The sequence below is a fragment of the Streptomyces sp. NPDC001880 genome, from assembly GCF_053594575.1.
Genome location: NZ_JBSFET010000021.1, coordinates 15,290 through 33,412, shown reverse-complemented (window position 1 = coordinate 33,412; position 18,123 = coordinate 15,290). Strand labels below are relative to the sequence as shown.

Below are 18,123 nucleotides of genomic sequence, written 5' to 3'. Positions count from 1 at the left end.
GAGGAGCGGACATGGCAGGCGTGCGACCGATGCCGAGCGGGGTCCCGGAGACCCTGCTGTGGACGTTCTACAACCGGGCCCACGAGGCGGGCGGGCCCTATCCGGTGCTGGACGATCCGGTGGCGCTGCGGCTGCTGAAGGACCTGGACTACCCCTTCGAGGAGCGGTTCGGGCGGCCGAGCCCGTTCCACTCGCAGGCCCAGGGGCTGCGCTCGCGCTGCTTCGACCTGGCCGTGCAGGAGTATCTCGCCGACCGGCCGCGGGCCACCGTGGTCGCGCTCGGCGACGGTCTGGAGACCGGCTTCTGGCGGGTCGACAACGGTCGGCTGAACTGGCTGAGCGTGGATCTGCCGGAGGTGGCCGAGCTGCGCCGGAGGCTGCTGCCCGCCTCGGACCGGCTGCGCACGCTGTCGCGGCCGGCGACCGATCTGTCCTGGCTGGACGAGATCGAGGACCCGCAGAGCCGCGGCGTCGTCGTCACGACGCAGGGGCTGTTGATGTATCTGCACCCCGCGGAGGTCCGGGAGATCCTGGCGGCCTGCGCCGAACGGCTGCCCGGCGGCGTCCTGGTCCTGGACACGGTGGCGCGCTGGCTCGCCAGGTGCACCGTGGCCGGCCGCTCGAAGACCGGCACGATGGCCGTTCCGCCGATGCGCTGGGCCATGAACCCCGGTGAGCGGCCGAAGCTGCGCGGTGCACATCCGGCGATCACCGAGGTGCGCGCGCTGCGGCTGCCGCGGGGGCGGGGCGCGATGGGCGAGCTGATCCGGATCCAGTCGCTGCTTCCGGGGCTGCGGACCCTGACGCCCGCGGTGACGCAGCTGCGGTTCGGGGGATGGACCTCGCACTGACCGGGCGTCAGAAGGGTGGCGGGTACTGTTCCGCAGTGAGCCCGCCGCCGGGCTCACCGGCCCACTCGACGCATCGACCCGCGAGGCAGACCCCCGTGAATCTGGACGACTTCTCCGATCTGATCGAACGCCCCGACGGCGGCGTACGGCGCGACGCCGAGGAACGCCGGGAGCGCATGATCGTTCCCTTCGGCGCCCTCGGCCGCCTGGACGAGCTGGGCGAATGGCTCTCGGCCGCGCAGCAGTCCGTACCGGTCAGGGCGATCGAGCAGCCGCGCGTGGTGCTCTTCGCCGGTGATCACGGGGTGGCCGGGCTGGGCGTCTCCGGGCGCGCGGCCGGCACCGCGCACGAGCTGGTGCGGGCCACGCTGGACGGCGCGACGCCGCTCGCGGTGCTGGCCCGACAGTTCTCCGTACCGGTCCGGATCGTCGACGCCGGCCTGGACTGCGCCCCGGAGCTGCTGCCCGAGTCGGTGGTACGTCACCGGGTGCGGCGCGGCAGCGGCCGGATCGACGTCGAGGACGCGCTGACGGCCGAGGAGGCCGAGCAGGCGGTGCGGCTCGGCATGGCGATCGCCGACGAGGAGGCCGACTCGGGCACCGATCTGGTGGTGCTCGGCGATCTGAGCGTGGGCGGGACGACGGCAGCGGCCACGCTGATCGCGGCGCTGTGCGGCACGGACGCCTCGGTGGTCACCGGGCGCGGCGGTGCGGGGATCGACGATCTGGCGTGGATGCGCAAGTGCGCGGCGATCCGGGACGCGCTGCGGCGGGCCCGGCCGGTCCTGGGCGATCAGCTGGAGCTGCTGGCCACGGTGGGCGGTGCGGACCTGGCGGCGATGACCGGCTTCCTGCTCCAGTGCGCGGTGCGCAGGCTGCCGGTGATCCTGGACGGTGTGGTCTCCGCCGCGTGTGCGCTGGTGGGCCAGCGGGCGGCCTTCCGGGCGCCGGACTGGTGGCTGGCGGGCCAGGCGAGCGGTGAGCCGGCGCAGTCCAAGGCGCTGGACCGGATGGCACTCAACCCGTTGCTGGACCACGGCGTCATCGTGGGGGAAGGAAGCGGGGCGTTGCTCGCGCTCCCGCTCGTCCGGGCCGCTGCCGCACTCGCGGCCGAGCTGCCCGAACGCGACTGCGTCGCCGAGGAGAAGGACGGCGCCGACGAGGAAGCCGAGGCGGGCGCCGCGTACGACGACGCGACCTGAGGCTCACGGACCGGCGGGGCTGCGGCCCTTGAACACCGGCCGCAGCACAGTCCCTCATGCAGAGCGATGCACCATATGCTCGCTTTCATGGGAGAGGTCCGATTGGCCACCGAGGATTCCGGGCGGGGCGCCGTCCGGGCACCGAGCACCGTCCGGTCACGGCGCGGCGCGGCATTCGCCATCTGGTACCTGCGCATCGTGTCGTTCATCAACTTCCTGAGTGCCGTCTGGGTCACTCTCGGCAATGACCTGCGCCGCCACAACACCGCGAACTACTTCACTCCCTACCTGCTCACCGCGGGCTTCTCCTCCGGCGTCGTCGCGCTCTTCCTGGCCGTCACCATGCGCCGCCGCAAGCGGGCCGCGTGGATCGTGAACACGGTGGTGAGCGGCCTGCTGTTGTTGCTCTTCGCCCTGGTGATCGCCTTCCCGGAGGTCCGGCGCCATCCGCAGAACTGGATCTCGCTGGCGCTGACCGCCGCCTTCGTCCTCGCGCTGCTCCTCGGGCGGCGCGAGTTCTACGCGAAGGGCGACCGGTCCAACCCGAAGCTGGCGGCCGCCGTCGCGGCCGGCGGGCTGCTGGTCACCTCGCTGATCGCCGCAGGACTGGTCACTCTCACCAACACCGCGACCGACGACTACCGCGCCTCCTTCCTGGACCGCTGGCGCTACGGGGCGCTGCGGCTCGTCTCGGTCGCCGACAACGATGCCGCCTTCCCCGGGATCACCACCCCCGGCTGGGTCGACGTCACCATCAACGTGCTCTCCACGCTGCTGCTGATCGCCGTCGTGTACGCGGCGTTCCGGGCCCGCCGGGCCGTGGACCCGATCACCCCCGAGGACGAGGCCCGGCTCCGGGCGCTGCTCGACAGGCACGGCGACCGCGACTCGCTCGGCTACTTCTCGCTGCGCCGGGAGAAGAGCGTCATCTGGTCCCCGACCGGGAAGGCCGCCGTCGCCTACCGGGTGGTGGGCGGGGTCTCGCTCGCCTCCGGTGACCCCATCGGAGACCCGGAGGCCTGGCCCGGGGCGATCGGGCCGTGGCTGGCCGAGGCCCGCGAGCACGGCTGGATCCCGGCCGTGATGGGGGTGAGCGAGGAGGGCGGGACGATCTACGCGCGGCACGGCCTGGACGCCTTGGAGCTGGGCGACGAAGCGATCGTGGAGACCGCGGAGTTCACCCTTCAGGGGCGGGCGATGCGGACCGTCCGCCAGGCGTACAACCGGGTCGGGCGCGCCGGGTACGAGGTGACCGTCCGCCGCCACGCGGACATCCCCGAGAAGGAGATGGCCGAACTGGTGCGGCACGCCGACGACTGGCGCGACGGGGCTACCGAACGCGGCTTCTCGATGGCGCTCGGCCGGCTCGGCGATCCGGCCGACGGGCAGTGCGTGATGCTCGAATGCCGGGATGCCCCGGCCGAGGAGGGCGGCGCGCCGGGCGCGCTGCGCGCCTTGCTGAGCTTCGTCCCCTGGGGGCCGAACGGCCTCTCGCTGGACCTGATGCGCCGTGACCGGGACGCCGAGAACGGACTGATGGAGTTCATGGTCATCGAACTCCTCCGGCGCGCCGAGGAGATCGGGATCACCCAGGTCTCGCTGAACTTCGCCATGTTCAGGTCCGTCTTCGAGCGCGGTTCACGGCTCGGTGCCGGACCGGTGCTGAGGCTGTGGCGTTCGATGCTCGGTTTCTTCTCGCGCTGGTGGCAGATCGAATCGCTGTACCGCGCCAACGCGAAGTACCGACCGATCTGGGAGCCGCGTTTCATGCTGTTCGAGAAGAGCTCGGACCTGCCGCGCATCGGCCTCGCGGCTGGTCGCGCAGAAGGGTTCCTGGAGGCGCCCGGTCTGCCCAAGTGGCTGCACCGCTCGCACCTCGGGACCGATGGATGAGACCCGCACACGTGCTGCGCAGGGCGGCTCACCGGGAGTGGGGCCCGCTGCTGGCGGCCGTGGGCGGCACGCTCGCCGCCCAGCGGTCGCGGGCGATCCCGATGACGATCGCCGCGGTCTGCCTGACGGCGCTGCTCCAGGTGGTGCAGAACCGGCCGTGGGGCTTCGGGGCGGTGCACGGCCTCGGGGCGGTGCGGGCCGAGGATCCGTGGTGGGCGGCGCTGCTGCGTACGCCGTTGTCTCTGTTCGTACCGGCGCCGGATCTGCCGGTCTGGGGAGCGCTGGCGCAGATCCTGGTGGTGTTCGGGGCCGCCGAGATCTGTCTGGGCCGGTGGCGCACGCTGCTGATCGCGTACGCGGCGACGCTGGCCGGGACGCTGTACGCACGGATCGGTGTCGCGCTCGGCCCGGACGGGCTGTTCGGGCTGCCGGCCTCCGACGCCCAGGTCGTCGACACCGGCCCGTCGGCGGCGGTGGTCGGCCTCGCCGTCCATCTCTGTTACGTCCACCGAGCCCTCTTCACCGGGGCGCTGGTGATCGTGGCGATGGTGGTCGAGGTGGTGCTGAAGAACAATCTGGCGGGCAAGGAGCACCTGGTGGCGATCGCCGCGGTCCTCCTGGTGTGCGTCCGCGCGCCCCGCCGGGACCGGCTCCGGGATCAGGACTTGCGTCCGGGGAGCGGCGCCCGGTCCGGTGCGCCGCCGATCAGGTCCTCGAATCTGCGCCGCGGGCCCACCCAGCGCACGTCGTGATGGTAGGCGCGCAGCACCGACCGGGCACGCGCCCGGTGACGGTTGCGATAGAAGTGCCTCGCCCACATCGAGGCCGGCCGGGCCAGCCGGATCGCCCCGATCAGCGCGACGAACGGGACGAGCGTACCGACGACCGCGAGCCGCGCCTTGCCCTTGAAGAGGGAGATCAGTACGAAGCAGAAGTTGACGACCAGGGTCAGGACGACGCCGAGCCTGCCCTGCTGCTGGTCGCTGCTCAGTTCGTTCACTCCGAGCGGTGAGAACCCGCCCAGCACCAGCAGTACCAGCGCCGCGGTGAGGACCACCACCTCCACGCTCTGGCGGCCCTCCTCGGTCCAGTACACGTCGTCGAGGTGGAGGATCAGGGCGAATTCGTCCAGCACCAGCCCCGCACCCGTACCGAAGATCACGGCGCAGATCCCCGCGGTGACGCCCTGCCGTCCGCTGGCGACCGCGCCGAAGCCGCCGACGACGCTCAGCACCACACCGGGGACCACATGGTGGATGTGCATCCCGCCGGGAGTGAAGTTGCGGAAAGGGCCTTTCCCCGCCCGGATCATCCGGGTGATGAACCGGGTGATCGCGAAGGTGAGCACAAAGGCGGCCAGGGCGAGGAGCAGCGGCAGCTTTCCCGGCTCGACGATGTTCTGATCGAACCAGTGACCCATGCCACCCACTCCCGATAAGCCGCTTCTGTCATGGTCTGTTGCGTTACGGGCAATCTATCGGCCGGGCCCACCGATTAGCCTGCGCGCCGTGACCTCCCTGAACAGCCACGGCATCCGATTCGCCTTCGGCACCCTGACGGTGCTCCCCGTCCGCGTCACCCGCTGGGACCGTGCGGCCGCCCGCGCCGGGATGCTGTGCGCCCCGCTCGCCGGCCTCGTCGTGGGGCTGCTCGCCGCGGTGCCCGGCGTCCTGTTGCTGCTGCTCGGCTCGGGGCCGTTGCTCGCCGCGGTCGCCTCGGCGGCCGTTCCCGCCGTGCTGACCCGGGGCCTGCATCTGGACGGTCTCGCGGACACCGCCGACGGCCTGGGCAGCGGCAAGCCCGCCGACGACGCGCTGCGGATCATGAAGCAGTCGGACATCGGGCCGTTCGGTGTGATCACCCTGCTGTTCGTGCTGCTGGCCCAGGTCGCGGCGCTCCATCAGCTGTACGGGCGGGGCTGGGCGTACGGCGCGGTGGCGGCGGCCGTCGCCGCGGTCACCGCCCGGCTCGCGCTCACCCTGGCTTCCCGCCGGGGCGTTCTGCCGGCCCGTCCGGAGGGGCTGGGTGCGGCGGTGGCGGGCACGGTCACGGCAGGGGGCGCGGTGGCGGTCGCAATGGTGGCGGTCGCGGGGTGCGCGGGCGCCGGGGCGCTCCTCGGCGGGTACGGGGCGCTGCGCCATGCGCTGGCCGCGCTGGCCGCGCTCGGCGTCGCCCAGCTCCTGCTGCGGCACTGCGTGCGGCGCTTCGGCGGGGTGACCGGCGATGTCTTCGGCGCGCTGGCGGAGACGGCGGCGACGACGGCCCTGGTGGCCCTGACGATCGGTTAGGGCGGGTTCCGGCCTGCTCGCCTCACGCGTGCGTCCCCACGGGCGTGCATGGATCTCCCCCCTCTCGGTCCGGCACCGCCAACGACCCTACGTCCACGCCCGGTTCCGGCCCCACCGCCCCCGGCCCGGACACCCCGGACCGGCCCCGTGGGTCCACAACAGGCCACCGACGGCCCGCCGCCGTGATACCGCAGCAATGGCGCGCGTAGGCTCATTCCCGGCACATTGCGGCGACGTCTACGATGCGCCGGGCGCGGTCGGCCCACCCCTCGACCGACAACGAACTCAACGGAAGCGAGATTTCACCACCGTGACTGCTCTCACTCTCAGCACTGCGAGTGCGGCGACGCTGCGCGCCGACGCACTCGTCGTCGGCGTCGCCAAGGGCGCTGGATCCAAGTCTGGGGACCTGGTCCTCGCACCGGGCGCCGAGGCCGTGGACAAGGCGTTCGACGGAAAGCTCGCCACCGTCCTGGAGGCCCTGGGCGCCGCGGGTGCCGAGGGCGAGGTGACCAAGCTCCCCGCGCCCGACGGCCTCAAGGTCCCGGTCGTCATCGCGGTCGGGCTCGGCTCCGTCCCGGAGAAGAAGGACGAGGCGTACGGCACCGAGGCGCTGCGCCGCGCCGCGGGCTCGGCCGCCCGCGCCCTGGCCGGCTCGAAGAAGGCCGGCTTCGCGCTGCCCGTCGCATCCGCCGAGGACGCCGAGGCGATCGCCGAGGGCGCGCTCCTGGGCGCGTACGCCTTCACCGCGTACCAGGGCGGCGAGAACAAGCTCGCCCCCAAGGGCAAGAAGAACGGCAACGGCGCGAAGCTCCCGCTCGGCGAGGTCGCCCTGATCGGCGCCAAGCCGCGCGACAAGGCCTTCAAGGCGGCCGCCGAGCGTGCCGTCGCGGTGGCCGAGGAGATCAACCGCGCCCGCGACCTGATCAACACCCCGCCGAACGACCTGTACCCCGAGTCCTTCGCCGCCGTGGCCACCGCCGCGGGCAAGGAGCACGGCATCAAGGTGCAGGTCCTGGACGAGAAGGCGCTCGTCAAGGGCGGCTACGGCGGTCTGCTCGGCGTCGGCCAGGGCTCGACCCACGGCCCGCGCCTGGTGAAGCTCGCCTACACGCACCCGAAGGCGGAGAAGACCCTGGCCCTGGTCGGCAAGGGCATCACCTACGACTCGGGCGGCATCTCGCTGAAGCCGGCCGGCCACAACGAGACGATGAAGTGCGACATGAGCGGCGCCGCCGCCGTGTTCGCGGCCGTCGTCGCGGCCGCCCGTCTCGGCCTCCGGGTCAACGTCACCGGCTGGCTGGCGCTCGCCGAGAACATGCCGTCGGGCAACGCCACCCGCCCCGGTGACGTGCTGCGCATGTACAGCGGCAAGACCGTCGAGGTCCTCAACACGGACGCCGAGGGCCGGCTCGTCCTCGCCGACGCGCTGACCCGCGCCTCCGAGGAGAACCCGGACGCGATCGTCGACGTGGCGACCCTGACCGGCGCGATGGTGCTGGCACTGGGCAACCGCACCTTCGGCATCATGGCGAACGACGACGCCTTCCGTACCTCCGTCCACGAGATCGCCGAGGAGGTCGGCGAGGCCTCCTGGCCGATGCCGCTCCCCGCCGACCTGCGCAAGGGCATGGACTCCCCGACCGCCGACATCGCCAACATGGGCGAGCGGATGGGCGGCGGCCTGGTGGCCGGTCTGTTCCTGAAGGAATTCGTGGGCGAGGGCATCGCCTGGGCGCACCTGGACATCGCCGGCCCGGCCTTCCACGAGGGTGCGCCGTACGGCTACACGCCGAAGGGCGGCACGGGCTCCGCGGTCCGCACGCTGGTCAAGCTGGCCGAGCGCACCGCCGCCGGAGACCTCGGCTGAGGTCTGCCGACCGCGACGTACGGCCCCGGGCACAGGCCCGGGGCCGTACGTGTTACGCCGATGGCATCGCCGCACGGATCCGGCCGGTTTCGCTCTCGACGAAATCAGCAGGCGCCTACGCGGCGGTAACCCCCTGAGACGGATGATCATCCGTCTCAGACCCGGGCCCCGCGTCCCGCTCACCGTCAACAAGTGCGAAGATGGGTTCTCGGCAGGACAGGGCCCCCACCACAGGGCCGAACAACAAAGCGGCCGAACACCAGCCGACCGGCCGGTCATCCCCCAGCGACGGGGCCCGGCGTACGGCGCACATGCATGGAGGACGTGACGTGGCGAACGACGCCAGCACCGTTTTCGACCTAGTGATCCTCGGCGGTGGTAGCGGCGGTTACGCCGCGGCCCTGCGCGGAGCGCAGCTGGGCCTGGACGTCGCTCTGATCGAGAAGGGCAAGGTCGGCGGCACCTGCCTGCACAACGGCTGCATCCCCACGAAGGCCCTGCTGCACGCCGGCGAGATCGCCGACCAGGCGCGCGAGTCGGCCCAGTTCGGTGTCAAGGCCACCTTCGAGGGCATCGACATCGACGCCGTCCACAAGTACAAGGACGACGTGATCTCGGGCCTGTACAAGGGTCTGCAGGGTCTCATCGCCTCGCGCAAGGTCACCTACATCGAGGGTGAGGGACGGCTCTCCTCCCCCACCTCGGTGGATGTGAACGGCCAGCGCGTCCAGGGCCGCCACGTGCTGCTCGCGACCGGCTCCGTGCCGAAGTCGCTGCCGGGCCTGGAGATCGACGGCAACCGCATCATCTCGTCGGACCACGCGCTGAAGCTGGACCGCGTCCCGAAGTCCGCGATCGTGCTGGGCGGCGGCGTCATCGGCGTCGAATTCGCCTCGGCGTGGACGTCCTTCGGTACCGACGTGACGATCATCGAGGGCCTGAAGCACCTCGTCCCGGTCGAGGACGAGAACAGCTCGAAGCTTCTTGAGCGCGCCTTCCGCAAGCGCGGCATCAAGTTCAACCTCGGTACGTTCTTCCAGAGCGCCGAGTACACGCAGGACGGCGTCCGCGTGACCCTCGCCGACGGCAAGACCTTCGAGGCCGAGGTGCTGCTGGTCGCCATCGGCCGCGGCCCGGTCTCGCAGGGCCTGGGCTACGAGGAGGCCGGCGTCGCGATGGAGCGCGGTTACGTCCTCGTCGACGAGTACATGCAGACCAACGTTCCGACCATCTCGGCCGTGGGTGACCTGGTCCCGACGCTCCAGCTCGCGCACGTCGGTTTCGCCGAGGGCATCCTGGTGGCGGAGCGGCTGGCAGGTCTGAAGACCGTTCCGATCGACTACGACGGTGTCCCGCGGGTGACGTACTGCCACCCCGAGGTCGCCTCCGTGGGCATCACCGAGGCCAAGGCCAAGGAGCTCTACGGCGCGGACAAGGTCGTCGCTCTGAAGTACAACCTCGCGGGCAACGGCAAGAGCAAGATCCTCAAGACCGCGGGCGAGATCAAGCTCGTCCAGGTCAAGGACGGTGCCGTGGTCGGCGTCCACATGGTCGGTGACCGTATGGGCGAGCAGGTCGGCGAAGCCCAGCTGATCTACAACTGGGAGGCGCTGCCCGCCGAGGTCGCGCAGCTCATCCACGCCCACCCGACGCAGAACGAGGCGATGGGTGAGGCCCACCTGGCCCTCGCCGGCAAGCCGCTGCACTCCCACGACTGATCCAGTCGACCGGGCGCGACGACCGACCCACTTCCGCACTTTCGTAAGGAGCAACTGAAACCATGTCGGTTTCCGTAACCCTTCCGGCGCTCGGCGAGAGCGTCACCGAGGGCACTGTCACCCGCTGGCTGAAGGCCGAGGGCGAGCGCGTCGAGGCCGACGAGCCGTTGCTCGAGGTTTCGACCGACAAGGTCGACACCGAGATCCCGGCCCCCGCGGCCGGCATCCTGACCTCCATCAAGGTCGCCGAGGACGAGACCGTCGAGGTCGGTGCCGAGCTGGCCGTCATCGACGACGGCACGGGCGCCCCGGCCGCCGCCGCGGCTCAGGCCGCCGAGCCCGCGGCCGCCCCGGCCCCGGCGCCGGTCGCCGAGGCCCCCGCCGCCGCTCCGGCCCCCGCGGCCGAGGCTCCGGCGGCCGCACCGGCCGGTGGCGCCGCCGGTACCGACGTCACCCTTCCGGCGCTCGGCGAGAGCGTCACCGAGGGCACCGTCACCCGCTGGCTGAAGGAGGTCGGCGAGGAGGTCACGGAGGACGAGCCCCTCCTGGAGGTCTCCACGGACAAGGTCGACACCGAGATCCCGGCCCCGGTCTCCGGTGTGCTGCTGGAGATCGTCGTCGCCGAGGACGAGACCGCCGAGGTCGGCGCCAAGCTCGCCGTCATCGGTGCCGCCGGTGCCGCTCCGGTCGCTGCCCCGGCCCCGGCCGCTCCGGCGCCCGCCGCCGCCCCTGCGCCCGCTCCGGCCCCGGTCGCTCCGGCCGCCCCCGCTCCGGCTCCGGCCCCGGTGGCGCCCGCTGCTCCGGCGCCCGCCGCCCCGGCCGCTGCTCCGGCTCCGGCACCGGTCGCTCCGGCACCGGTCGCTCCGGCTCCGGTCGCCGCCCCGGCTCCGGTCACCCCGGTCGCCCCGGCCGCGACCTCCGGTGACGAGGGCGCGTACGTCACGCCGCTGGTCCGCAAGCTCGCCGCCGAGAACGGCGTCGACCTGGGCGCGGTCAAGGGCACCGGTGTCGGTGGCCGCATCCGCAAGCAGGACGTCGTCGCCGCCGCGGAGGCCGCCAGGGCCGCCGCCGCTGCCCCGGCTCCCGCTGCCGCTGCCGGAGGCCGTGCCGCCTCGAAGGCGCCGAAGCTGGAGGCGTCCCCGCTGCGCGGTCAGACGGTCAAGATGACCCGCATGCGCAAGGTCATCGGCGAGAACATGATGAAGGCGCTGCACTCGCAGGCCCAGCTGACCACGGTCGTCGAGGTCGACATCACCAAGCTGATGAAGCTGCGCAACCAGGCGAAGGAAGCCTTCGCGGCCCGTGAGGGCGTCAAGCTGTCCCCGATGCCGTTCTTCGTGAAGGCGGCGGCCCAGGCGCTGAAGGCCCACCCGGTCGTCAACGCCCGGATCAACGAGGACGAGGGCACCATCACGTACTTCGACTCGGAGAACATCGGCATCGCCGTGGACGCCGAGAAGGGTCTGATGACCCCGGTCATCAAGGGTGCGGGCGACCTGAACATCGCCGGTATCGCGAAGAAGACCGCCGAGCTGGCCGGCAAGGCGCGTGGTGGCGGGCTGACGCCGGACGACATGTCCGGTGCGACCTTCACCATCAGCAACACCGGCTCGCGCGGCGCCCTGTTCGACACCGTCATCGTGCCGCCGAACCAGGCAGCCATCCTGGGCATCGGTGCCACGGTCAAGCGTCCGGCGGTCATCGAGACCGAGGAGGGCACCGTCATCGGCGTCCGCGACATGACGTACCTCTCGCTCTCCTACGACCACCGTCTGGTGGACGGCGCGGACGCCGCCCGCTACCTGACGTCGGTCAAGGCGATCCTGGAGGCCGGTGAGTTCGAGGTCGAGCTCGGCCTCTGAGCACCGCGGCTGTAACCAGCCTCACCAGCGGCGCCCCCGTCCGGAACACTTCCGGACGGGGGCGCCGCCGTATTGTCTAGGGTCTGTCCGGCGGATCAGGTCGGACGGGGCGCGACGTCCGTGCGGTGCATCGCAAGGCGCCGGATCGTCCTGACCGCGGAGGCTGTTCGGGCGGTCCGGCAACGCGGCGCCGTGCCGTGCCGGACGCCGTGATCCCGGCCGTGATCCGCCGGACAGACCCTGGACACCACCGGTCACCCCGGCAATCGTGATGGTGCGGACAGCACCGGTTTGCCCCGAAGGAGCCCCTCATGACCCCGCCCGTCGTCCACTCGCTGCGCGAACAGATCCGCGAGCACATCGTGGACGGGATCGTCAGCGGGCGCTGGAAGCCCGGTGAGCGGATCGTGGAGCGCCGGATCGCCACCGAGCTGGAGGTCAGCCAGACGCCCGTGCGCGAGGCGCTGCGGGAGCTGGAGACGCTCCGGCTGATCGAGTCGGCGCCCAACAAGGGCGTACGGGTCCGCAATCTCACCGCCGCCGACCTGGAGGAGAGCTACCCGGTACGGGCCGGTCTGGAACAGATCGCGGCGGAGCTGGCGGCCCCGGCCCTCGGCGAGGACTGCTCGCGCCTCACCCCGCATGTGACGGCGCTCTACGAGGCGGACCGGCTGGCCGACGGCGAGGCGCAGGTGCGGCACACGGTGGCCTTCCACCGCGAGATGGTGCGGGCCGCCGGGAACGCGGTGCTGCTGCACACCTGGGAGGGGCTGGGCATCGAGGTGTTCACCGCCCTGTCGATCCGGTGGCTGGGCACGGTGCAGAAGTCGTACGCGGAGGAGCACGAGGCTCTCATCGAGGCGTTCCTGCGCAAGGACCCGGACATCGGTGTACTGGTCAAGGCGCACGTGCTGGGCTGTGCGCCGCGCGCCTGAGGGTCGTACACATGTGTCGCAGAGGGCGCTCACCTGCACAGGCGGGCGCCCTTTTTGCCTGCTAAATCCCGTCACTCCGTGCCCTGTTTCGCGGCACCGCATGCCAATTTCTTCATATCGAGAAGTTTTGCTCCTCCCCCTTTGATCGATCATCGATCGGCGACTTACAGTTCACTCCGCGGGCCCACCGGCCCCATCGCCCTGTCCTGCCAGTCAGGGCCTTCTCCACCCCCCTCCACTCCGGAAGGCGGCGATCATGACCGACCCCGTAGGAAAGCTTCCGAGCGAGCTCGACCAGCTCCCGGACCGTGACCCCGAGGAGACCGCCGAATGGGCGGCCTCCCTGGATGCCGTCACCAAGGCCGCGGGCCCGCACCGCGCCGCGTATCTGATGCGCCGCTCGCTGGAGCACGCCGAGGGCGCCGGTCTCGCGCTGCCCAAGCTGCTGGAGACCGATTACGTCAACTCCATCCCGACCGCCGCCGAGCCCGCTTTCGACGGCGATCTGGAGATGGAGTCCAGGATCACCGCCTGGAACCGCTGGAACGCGGCCGCGATGGTCACCCGCGGCTCCCGCTTCGGCGTCGGCGGTCACATCGCCACCTTCGCCTCGGCGGCCTGGCTGTACGAGACCGGCTTCAACCACTTCTTCCGCGGCAAGGAGGGGGACGGCTCCGGCGACCAGCTCTACATCCAGGGCCACGCCTCCCCCGGCATCTACGCCCGCGCCTTCCTCGACGGCCGGCTGAGCGAGCAGCAGCTCGACAACTTCCGCCAGGAGGCGGGCGGCAACGGCCTGCCGTCCTACCCGCACCCGCGGCGGCTGCCCTGGCTGTGGGAGTTCCCCACCGTGTCGATGGGCCTCGGCCCGCTCTCGGCGATCTACCAGGCGCGCTTCAACCGCTACCTCGCCAACCGCAACATCAAGGACACGTCGAACTCGCACGTCTGGGCCTTCCTCGGCGACGGCGAGATGGACGAGCCCGAGTCGACCGCCGCCCTCGCCCTCGCGGCCCGTGAGCGGCTCGACAACCTGACCTTCGTCATCAACTGCAATCTGCAGCGACTCGACGGCCCGGTCCGCGCCAACTTCCGTGTGGTCCAGGAACTGGAGGGCGCCTTCCGCGGCGCCGGCTGGAACGTCGTCAAGACGCTCTGGGGCAACGCCTGGGACGAGCTGTTCCGGCTGGACACCACCGGTGCGCTGGTACGCCGGCTCCGGGAGGTCCCGGACGCGCAGTTCCAGACGTACGCCACCCGCGACGTCGCGTACATCCGCGAGCACTTCTTCGGCGCCGAGCCCGCGCTCGCCGAGCTGGCGAAGCTGCTCACCGACGCGAAGATCGCCGAGTGCTTCTACACCTCGCGCGGCGGACACGAGGCCCGCAAGGTGTACGCGGCGTACAAGGCGGCGCTGGAGCACAAGGGCGCGCCGACCGTGATCCTCGCCCAGACGGTGAAGGGCTTCACGCTCGGCAAGGGCTTCGAGTCCAAGAACGCCAACCACCAGATGAAGAAGCTGTCCGTCGACGAGTTCAAGGACATGCGCGAGCTGCTCGGACTCCCGATCCCGGACAGCGCGTTCGCCGACGGCCTGGTGCCCTACGGCCACCCGGGCGCCGGCTCCCCCGAGGTCCGCTACCTCCAGGAGCGCCGTGCCGCCCTCGGCGGTCCCGCTCCGGCCCGCCGGGTGCACGCAGTGGCCCTGCCCCAGCCCGAGGAGCGCGCGTTCGCCGCGCTGAAGAAGGGCTCCGGCAAGCAGGAGATGGCCACCACGATGGCCTTCGTGCGTCTGGTCAAGGACCTGATGCGGGACAAGGAGACCGGCAGGCGCTGGGTTCCGATCGTCCCGGACGAGGCCCGTACCTTCGGTATGGAGTCGCTGTTCCCGTCGGCCGGCATCTACTCCCCGCTGGGCCAGACGTACGAGCCGGTCGACCGCGACCAGCTGATGTACTACAAGGAGGCCAAGGACGGCCAGATCCTCAACGAGGGGATCACCGAGGCCGGGGCCATGGCCGACTTCATCGCCGCATCGACGTCGTACGCGACGCACGGCGAGACGATGATCCCCTTCTACATCTTCTACTCGATGTTCGGCTGGCAGCGGACCGGCGACCAGATGTGGCAGCTCGCCGACCAGCTCGGCAAGGGCTTCATCGTCGGTGCCACCGCGGGCCGTACGACGCTGACCGGTGAGGGCCTCCAGCACGCGGACGGCCACTCGCAGCTGATCGCCGCCACGAACCCCGCGTCGCTCAACTACGACCCGGCGTTCGCGTACGAGATCGCGGTGATCGTCAAGGACGGTCTGCGCCGGATGTACGGCCCCGAGGCCGAGAACGTCTTCTACTACCTGACGGTCTACAACGAGCCGAAGCCGCAGCCCGCGATGCCGGAGGGCGTCGAGGAGGGCATCGTCAAGGGCCTGTACCGCTTCAAGGAGGGCACCGGGGCCTCGGCCGACGCCCCGCGGGTCCAGCTGCTGGCCTCCGGCACGGCGATCCACTGGGCGCTGGAGGCGCAGGAGCTGCTGGCCGCGGACTGGGGGGTCACGGCCGACGTCTGGTCCGCCACCTCCTGGGGCGAGCTGCGCCGCGAGGCGCTGGAGTGCGACGAGGCGCTGCTCCGCGGTGAGCAGCGGGTGCCGTACGTGACCCAGGCGCTGGAGGGCGCACCGGGTCCGGTCGTCGCGGTCAGCGACTGGATGCGTCAGGTCCCGGACCAGATCAGCCAGTGGGTGGAGCAGGACTGGTCCTCGCTCGGCACGGACGGCTTCGGCCTCTCCGACACCCGCGACGCGGCCCGTCGCCACTTCGGCGTCGACGCCAGCTCGATCACGGTCGCTGCCCTGGCCCAGCTGGCCCGCCGCGGCGAGGTGGCCGCGGCCTCGGTCAAGGAGGCCCGGGAGCGGTACGGGCTGTGAGGTGACGGCGGCCGGGCACTCGCCCGGCCGCCTCGCGCGGCGTACGGCCACAATGGCCGCATGCGCGCTGCCCGTCTCATCAGAATGGTGCTGCTCCTGCAGTCCCGTCCCGTCATGACCGCCGCCGACCTCGCGAGGGAGCTGGAGGTGTCCGAGCGGACCGTGACCCGGGACGCGCAGGCGCTCTCGGAGGCGGGCGTTCCGGTGTACGCGGACCGGGGCCGGGCCGGGGGCTACCGGCTGGTCGGCGGCTACCGCACGCGACTGACCGGCCTGGCCCGTGACGAGGCGGAGGCGCTCTTCCTCTCCGGACTGCCGTCCGCGCTGCGCGAGATGGGTCTGGAGGACGCCGCGTCCGCCGCACGGCTCAAGGTGTCGGCGGCCCTGCTGCCCTCGCTGCGGGACGCCTCGGAGAGCGCCGGCCGGCGCTTCCATCTGGATGCTCCCGGCTGGTACCAGGAGCCGGTCACCCCCGAACTGCTGCCGGCCGTCGCCGAGGCCGTCTGGGACGACCGGATCGTCCGTGCGCGCTACCGCCGGGGCGGCGGGGACGGCGACGTGGAGCGGGAGCTGGCACCGCACGGGCTCGTTCTGAAGGCCGGGGTCTGGTACGTCTGCGCCCGCGTGGGGGACGGCTTCCGGGTGTACCGGATCGACCGGTTCTCGGCCGTGGCGGTCTCCGACGAGCGGTTCGAGCGCGACCAGCGGTTCGATCTGCCGGGCTTCTGGGCGGAGCGGGCCGCTCAGTTCGCCCGGTCGCTGCTGCGGACCGAGGTGACGGTGCGGGTGTCACCCGAGGGCGTACGCCGACTGCCGCACACCATGGACCGTTCGGCGGTCCACGACGCCCTGGAGGCGGCCGGTCCGCCCGATGCCGAGGGATGGCTCACACTCACCCTGCCGGTCGAGTCCGACGAGGTCGCCTACAGTCAACTGCTGTCCCTGGGGCCGGAGTCGGAGATCCTGGAGCCGGCCGCTCTGCGGGACCGTTTCGTCGCTGCCGCCGAACGTCTGGGCGAGCTCTATCGCTGAGGGTTTCTTTTCCCCGCGTCCGCGTGCGTCGCCTCCTGCCAGAGCCGATGCTTGTCCCGTGATGGACGAGACGGAGTTCTGGGAGATCATCGACAGCACCCGCGTGGCCGCCGAGGGCGACCCCGAGGACCAGGCCGACCTGCTCGTCGAACGGCTGGTGCGGCTCGATCCCGACGCGGTGCTGGACTTCGCCCGGCACTTCGAGGCCCGTTTCAACCGCGCCTACCGCTGGGACCTGTGGGGCGCCGCCGCCGTGCTGCTCGGCGGCGCGAGCGACGACGCCTTCGACTTCTTCCGATGCTGGCTGATCGGCCAGGGCCGGGAGATCTTCGAAGGCGCCCTGCACGACCCGGACGGCCTCGCCGGTCTCCTCGACGACTTCGACGAGGAGATCGACGGGGACGGCGAGGATCTCGGGTACGCCGCCGACGAGGCGTACGAACAGCTCACCGGCGTGGTCGCCCCGGATCTCGGCCTGCCGCCCCAGGCCGCCGAGCCCGAGGGGACCCCTGTGAACTTCGAGGACGACGCGGCCCTGGCGGTGCGTTTCCCCTCGCTCTGGGAGCGGTTCGGGCCGGGCTGAGTGGTACTGCCGCGCCGTCGCGCCGAGCAGCTCGGCCGGGCGCGCGGGCTGCTGCCTGCGGCGGGCAGCGGCGGACGACCCGGCGCTGCGGGCCGTCCGCCACCGGGTCGATCAGGATTCGGAGGAGCGGCTGCTGCCGGTGCTGACCCGGCCGGCGGGCGACGGGGCGGACCCGCTGGAGATCCGCCTCGCCGCGGCCGCCACCACTGACGCGGTACGGGTCGCGCTGGAGGCCTGGGCGGAGACGGACGCACCGACTGCCCGGCGGCCCACCCGCCGATCCGGCGGTGCGCTGCCTGCACCAACTCGTGGGCGGCATGCGCGTGTTCAAGCCGCAGAAGTCATGTCACGGGGCGAGCGAGCGGCCCATCAGTACGTCGTCGACGTAACGCCCGTCCAGGAAGAACTCACCGGGCAGCACCCCCTCGACGACGAACCCCTCGGACTCGTACAGGGCGCGCGCGGGCGTGTTGTGGCCGAGCACCCGCAGGGTCATCCGGTTCGCCCCCTCGTCGCGCGCCGCCGCGAAGGCGGCCCGCAGCAGGGCCCTGGCGACACCGCGGCCGCGCGCCCAGTCGGCCACGGCGAGGCCCTGTATCTGCCGGACATGCGTATTGCAGGCCAGCGGGGTCGGCGGGACCAGCCTGATGTATCCGGCCGGGCACAGCTCACCCCCCGCGTCCCGCGCCTCGGCCACCAGGAAGTCCTCGGGCCCGTGGCGGTCGTCGAAGAACGGCGCGTACGGCGGCTGCGGCCTGGGTGCCACGGCGTGCAGCGTCGACCAGGTGGCGCGGTCGAGTTCGCCGAGCGCGGCTTCGTCCGAAAGGGTGGCGGGACGGACGGGGCAGGCCGGGTGCGTGGATATCTCGGGCATGAGCGTCACTGTGCCACGGCGCCCCCGGCCGGGTCAGCCCGGTTTCGCCGCTCGGCACGCACCGATGACACGAGGACCTGCCGGGCCGC

The 18,123-nt window shown here is 71.8% G+C and carries 14 protein-coding genes; 12 read left to right on the top strand and 2 right to left on the bottom strand.

Features of this window, described 5'->3' with window-relative positions:
• Positions 1 to 11 precede the first annotated feature (11 nt).
• The 4 genes from ACWCQ6_RS15050 to ACWCQ6_RS15035 all read left to right on the top strand — a co-directional run bounded on the left by ACWCQ6_RS15050 (position 12) and on the right by ACWCQ6_RS15035 (position 4,698).
• Positions 12 to 851 (top strand): class I SAM-dependent methyltransferase, encoded by an 840-nt coding sequence (locus ACWCQ6_RS15050; RefSeq protein ID WP_451089181.1) that lies wholly within the window; start codon positions 12 to 14, stop codon positions 849 to 851.
• A gap of 95 nt (positions 852 to 946) precedes the next feature.
• Complete coding sequence (gene cobT, locus ACWCQ6_RS15045; protein ID WP_451089179.1) at positions 947 to 2,053, top strand: nicotinate-nucleotide--dimethylbenzimidazole phosphoribosyltransferase; 1,107 nt, start codon at positions 947 to 949, stop codon at positions 2,051 to 2,053.
• An 87-nt stretch (positions 2,054 to 2,140) separates the two neighbouring features.
• Positions 2,141 to 3,946, top strand: a complete 1,806-nt coding sequence (locus ACWCQ6_RS15040; protein ID WP_451089177.1) for a phosphatidylglycerol lysyltransferase domain-containing protein — start codon at positions 2,141 to 2,143, stop codon at positions 3,944 to 3,946.
• Entirely contained in the window at positions 3,943 to 4,698 is a 756-nt protein-coding gene (locus tag ACWCQ6_RS15035; RefSeq protein ID WP_451089175.1) for a hypothetical protein, read from the top strand. Before ACWCQ6_RS15040 ends, ACWCQ6_RS15035 begins: the two co-directional genes overlap by 4 nt.
• Here the strand turns inward: ACWCQ6_RS15035 and ACWCQ6_RS15030 are convergent.
• Positions 4,605 to 5,366 carry a hypothetical protein gene (locus tag ACWCQ6_RS15030; protein WP_451089173.1) on the bottom strand — a complete coding sequence of 254 codons (762 nt, stop codon included), beginning with the start codon at positions 5,364 to 5,366 and terminating at the stop codon, positions 4,605 to 4,607. The genes ACWCQ6_RS15035 and ACWCQ6_RS15030 overlap by 94 nt on opposite strands.
• A gap of 88 nt (positions 5,367 to 5,454) precedes the next feature.
• Here ACWCQ6_RS15030 and ACWCQ6_RS15025 point away from each other — a divergent pair, with 88 nt between their 5' ends.
• From ACWCQ6_RS15025 to ACWCQ6_RS14990, 8 genes are all read left to right on the top strand, one after another.
• Complete coding sequence (locus ACWCQ6_RS15025; RefSeq protein WP_451089171.1) at positions 5,455 to 6,234, top strand: adenosylcobinamide-GDP ribazoletransferase; 780 nt, start codon at positions 5,455 to 5,457, stop codon at positions 6,232 to 6,234.
• Between the two features lie 310 nt (positions 6,235 to 6,544).
• Positions 6,545 to 8,104: a leucyl aminopeptidase gene (locus ACWCQ6_RS15020; RefSeq protein ID WP_451089169.1), complete on the top strand. Its 1,560-nt coding sequence runs from the start codon at positions 6,545 to 6,547 to the stop codon at positions 8,102 to 8,104.
• Between the two features lie 329 nt (positions 8,105 to 8,433).
• A complete protein-coding gene (gene lpdA, locus ACWCQ6_RS15015) occupies positions 8,434 to 9,822 on the top strand; it encodes a dihydrolipoyl dehydrogenase (RefSeq protein ID WP_451089167.1) in 1,389 nt (462 codons plus the stop codon).
• A 62-nt stretch (positions 9,823 to 9,884) separates the two neighbouring features.
• Positions 9,885 to 11,684 (top strand): 2-oxoglutarate dehydrogenase, E2 component, dihydrolipoamide succinyltransferase, encoded by a 1,800-nt coding sequence (gene sucB / locus ACWCQ6_RS15010; protein ID WP_451089165.1) that lies wholly within the window; start codon positions 9,885 to 9,887, stop codon positions 11,682 to 11,684.
• Positions 11,685 to 11,995: 311 nt separating this feature from the next.
• The gene (locus ACWCQ6_RS15005; protein ID WP_451089163.1) at positions 11,996 to 12,619 is read left to right on the top strand and encodes a GntR family transcriptional regulator; all 624 of its coding nucleotides are present in this window, start codon (positions 11,996 to 11,998) and stop codon (positions 12,617 to 12,619) included.
• A 256-nt stretch (positions 12,620 to 12,875) separates the two neighbouring features.
• Complete coding sequence (gene aceE / locus ACWCQ6_RS15000) at positions 12,876 to 15,545, top strand: pyruvate dehydrogenase (acetyl-transferring), homodimeric type (protein ID WP_451089161.1); 2,670 nt, start codon at positions 12,876 to 12,878, stop codon at positions 15,543 to 15,545.
• A gap of 60 nt (positions 15,546 to 15,605) precedes the next feature.
• On the top strand, positions 15,606 to 16,577 hold the full coding sequence (locus tag ACWCQ6_RS14995; RefSeq protein ID WP_451089159.1) for a helix-turn-helix transcriptional regulator: 972 nt from the start codon (positions 15,606 to 15,608) through the stop codon (positions 16,575 to 16,577).
• Between the two features lie 61 nt (positions 16,578 to 16,638).
• Positions 16,639 to 17,160 carry a DUF4240 domain-containing protein gene (locus ACWCQ6_RS14990; protein ID WP_451089289.1) on the top strand — a complete coding sequence of 174 codons (522 nt, stop codon included), beginning with the start codon at positions 16,639 to 16,641 and terminating at the stop codon, positions 17,158 to 17,160.
• A 346-nt stretch (positions 17,161 to 17,506) separates the two neighbouring features.
• Here the strand turns inward: ACWCQ6_RS14990 and ACWCQ6_RS14985 are convergent, their stop codons facing one another.
• Positions 17,507 to 18,034: an N-acetyltransferase family protein gene (locus ACWCQ6_RS14985; RefSeq protein ID WP_451089157.1), complete on the bottom strand. Its 528-nt coding sequence runs from the start codon at positions 18,032 to 18,034 to the stop codon at positions 17,507 to 17,509.
• Between the last annotated feature and the right edge of the window lie 89 nt (positions 18,035 to 18,123).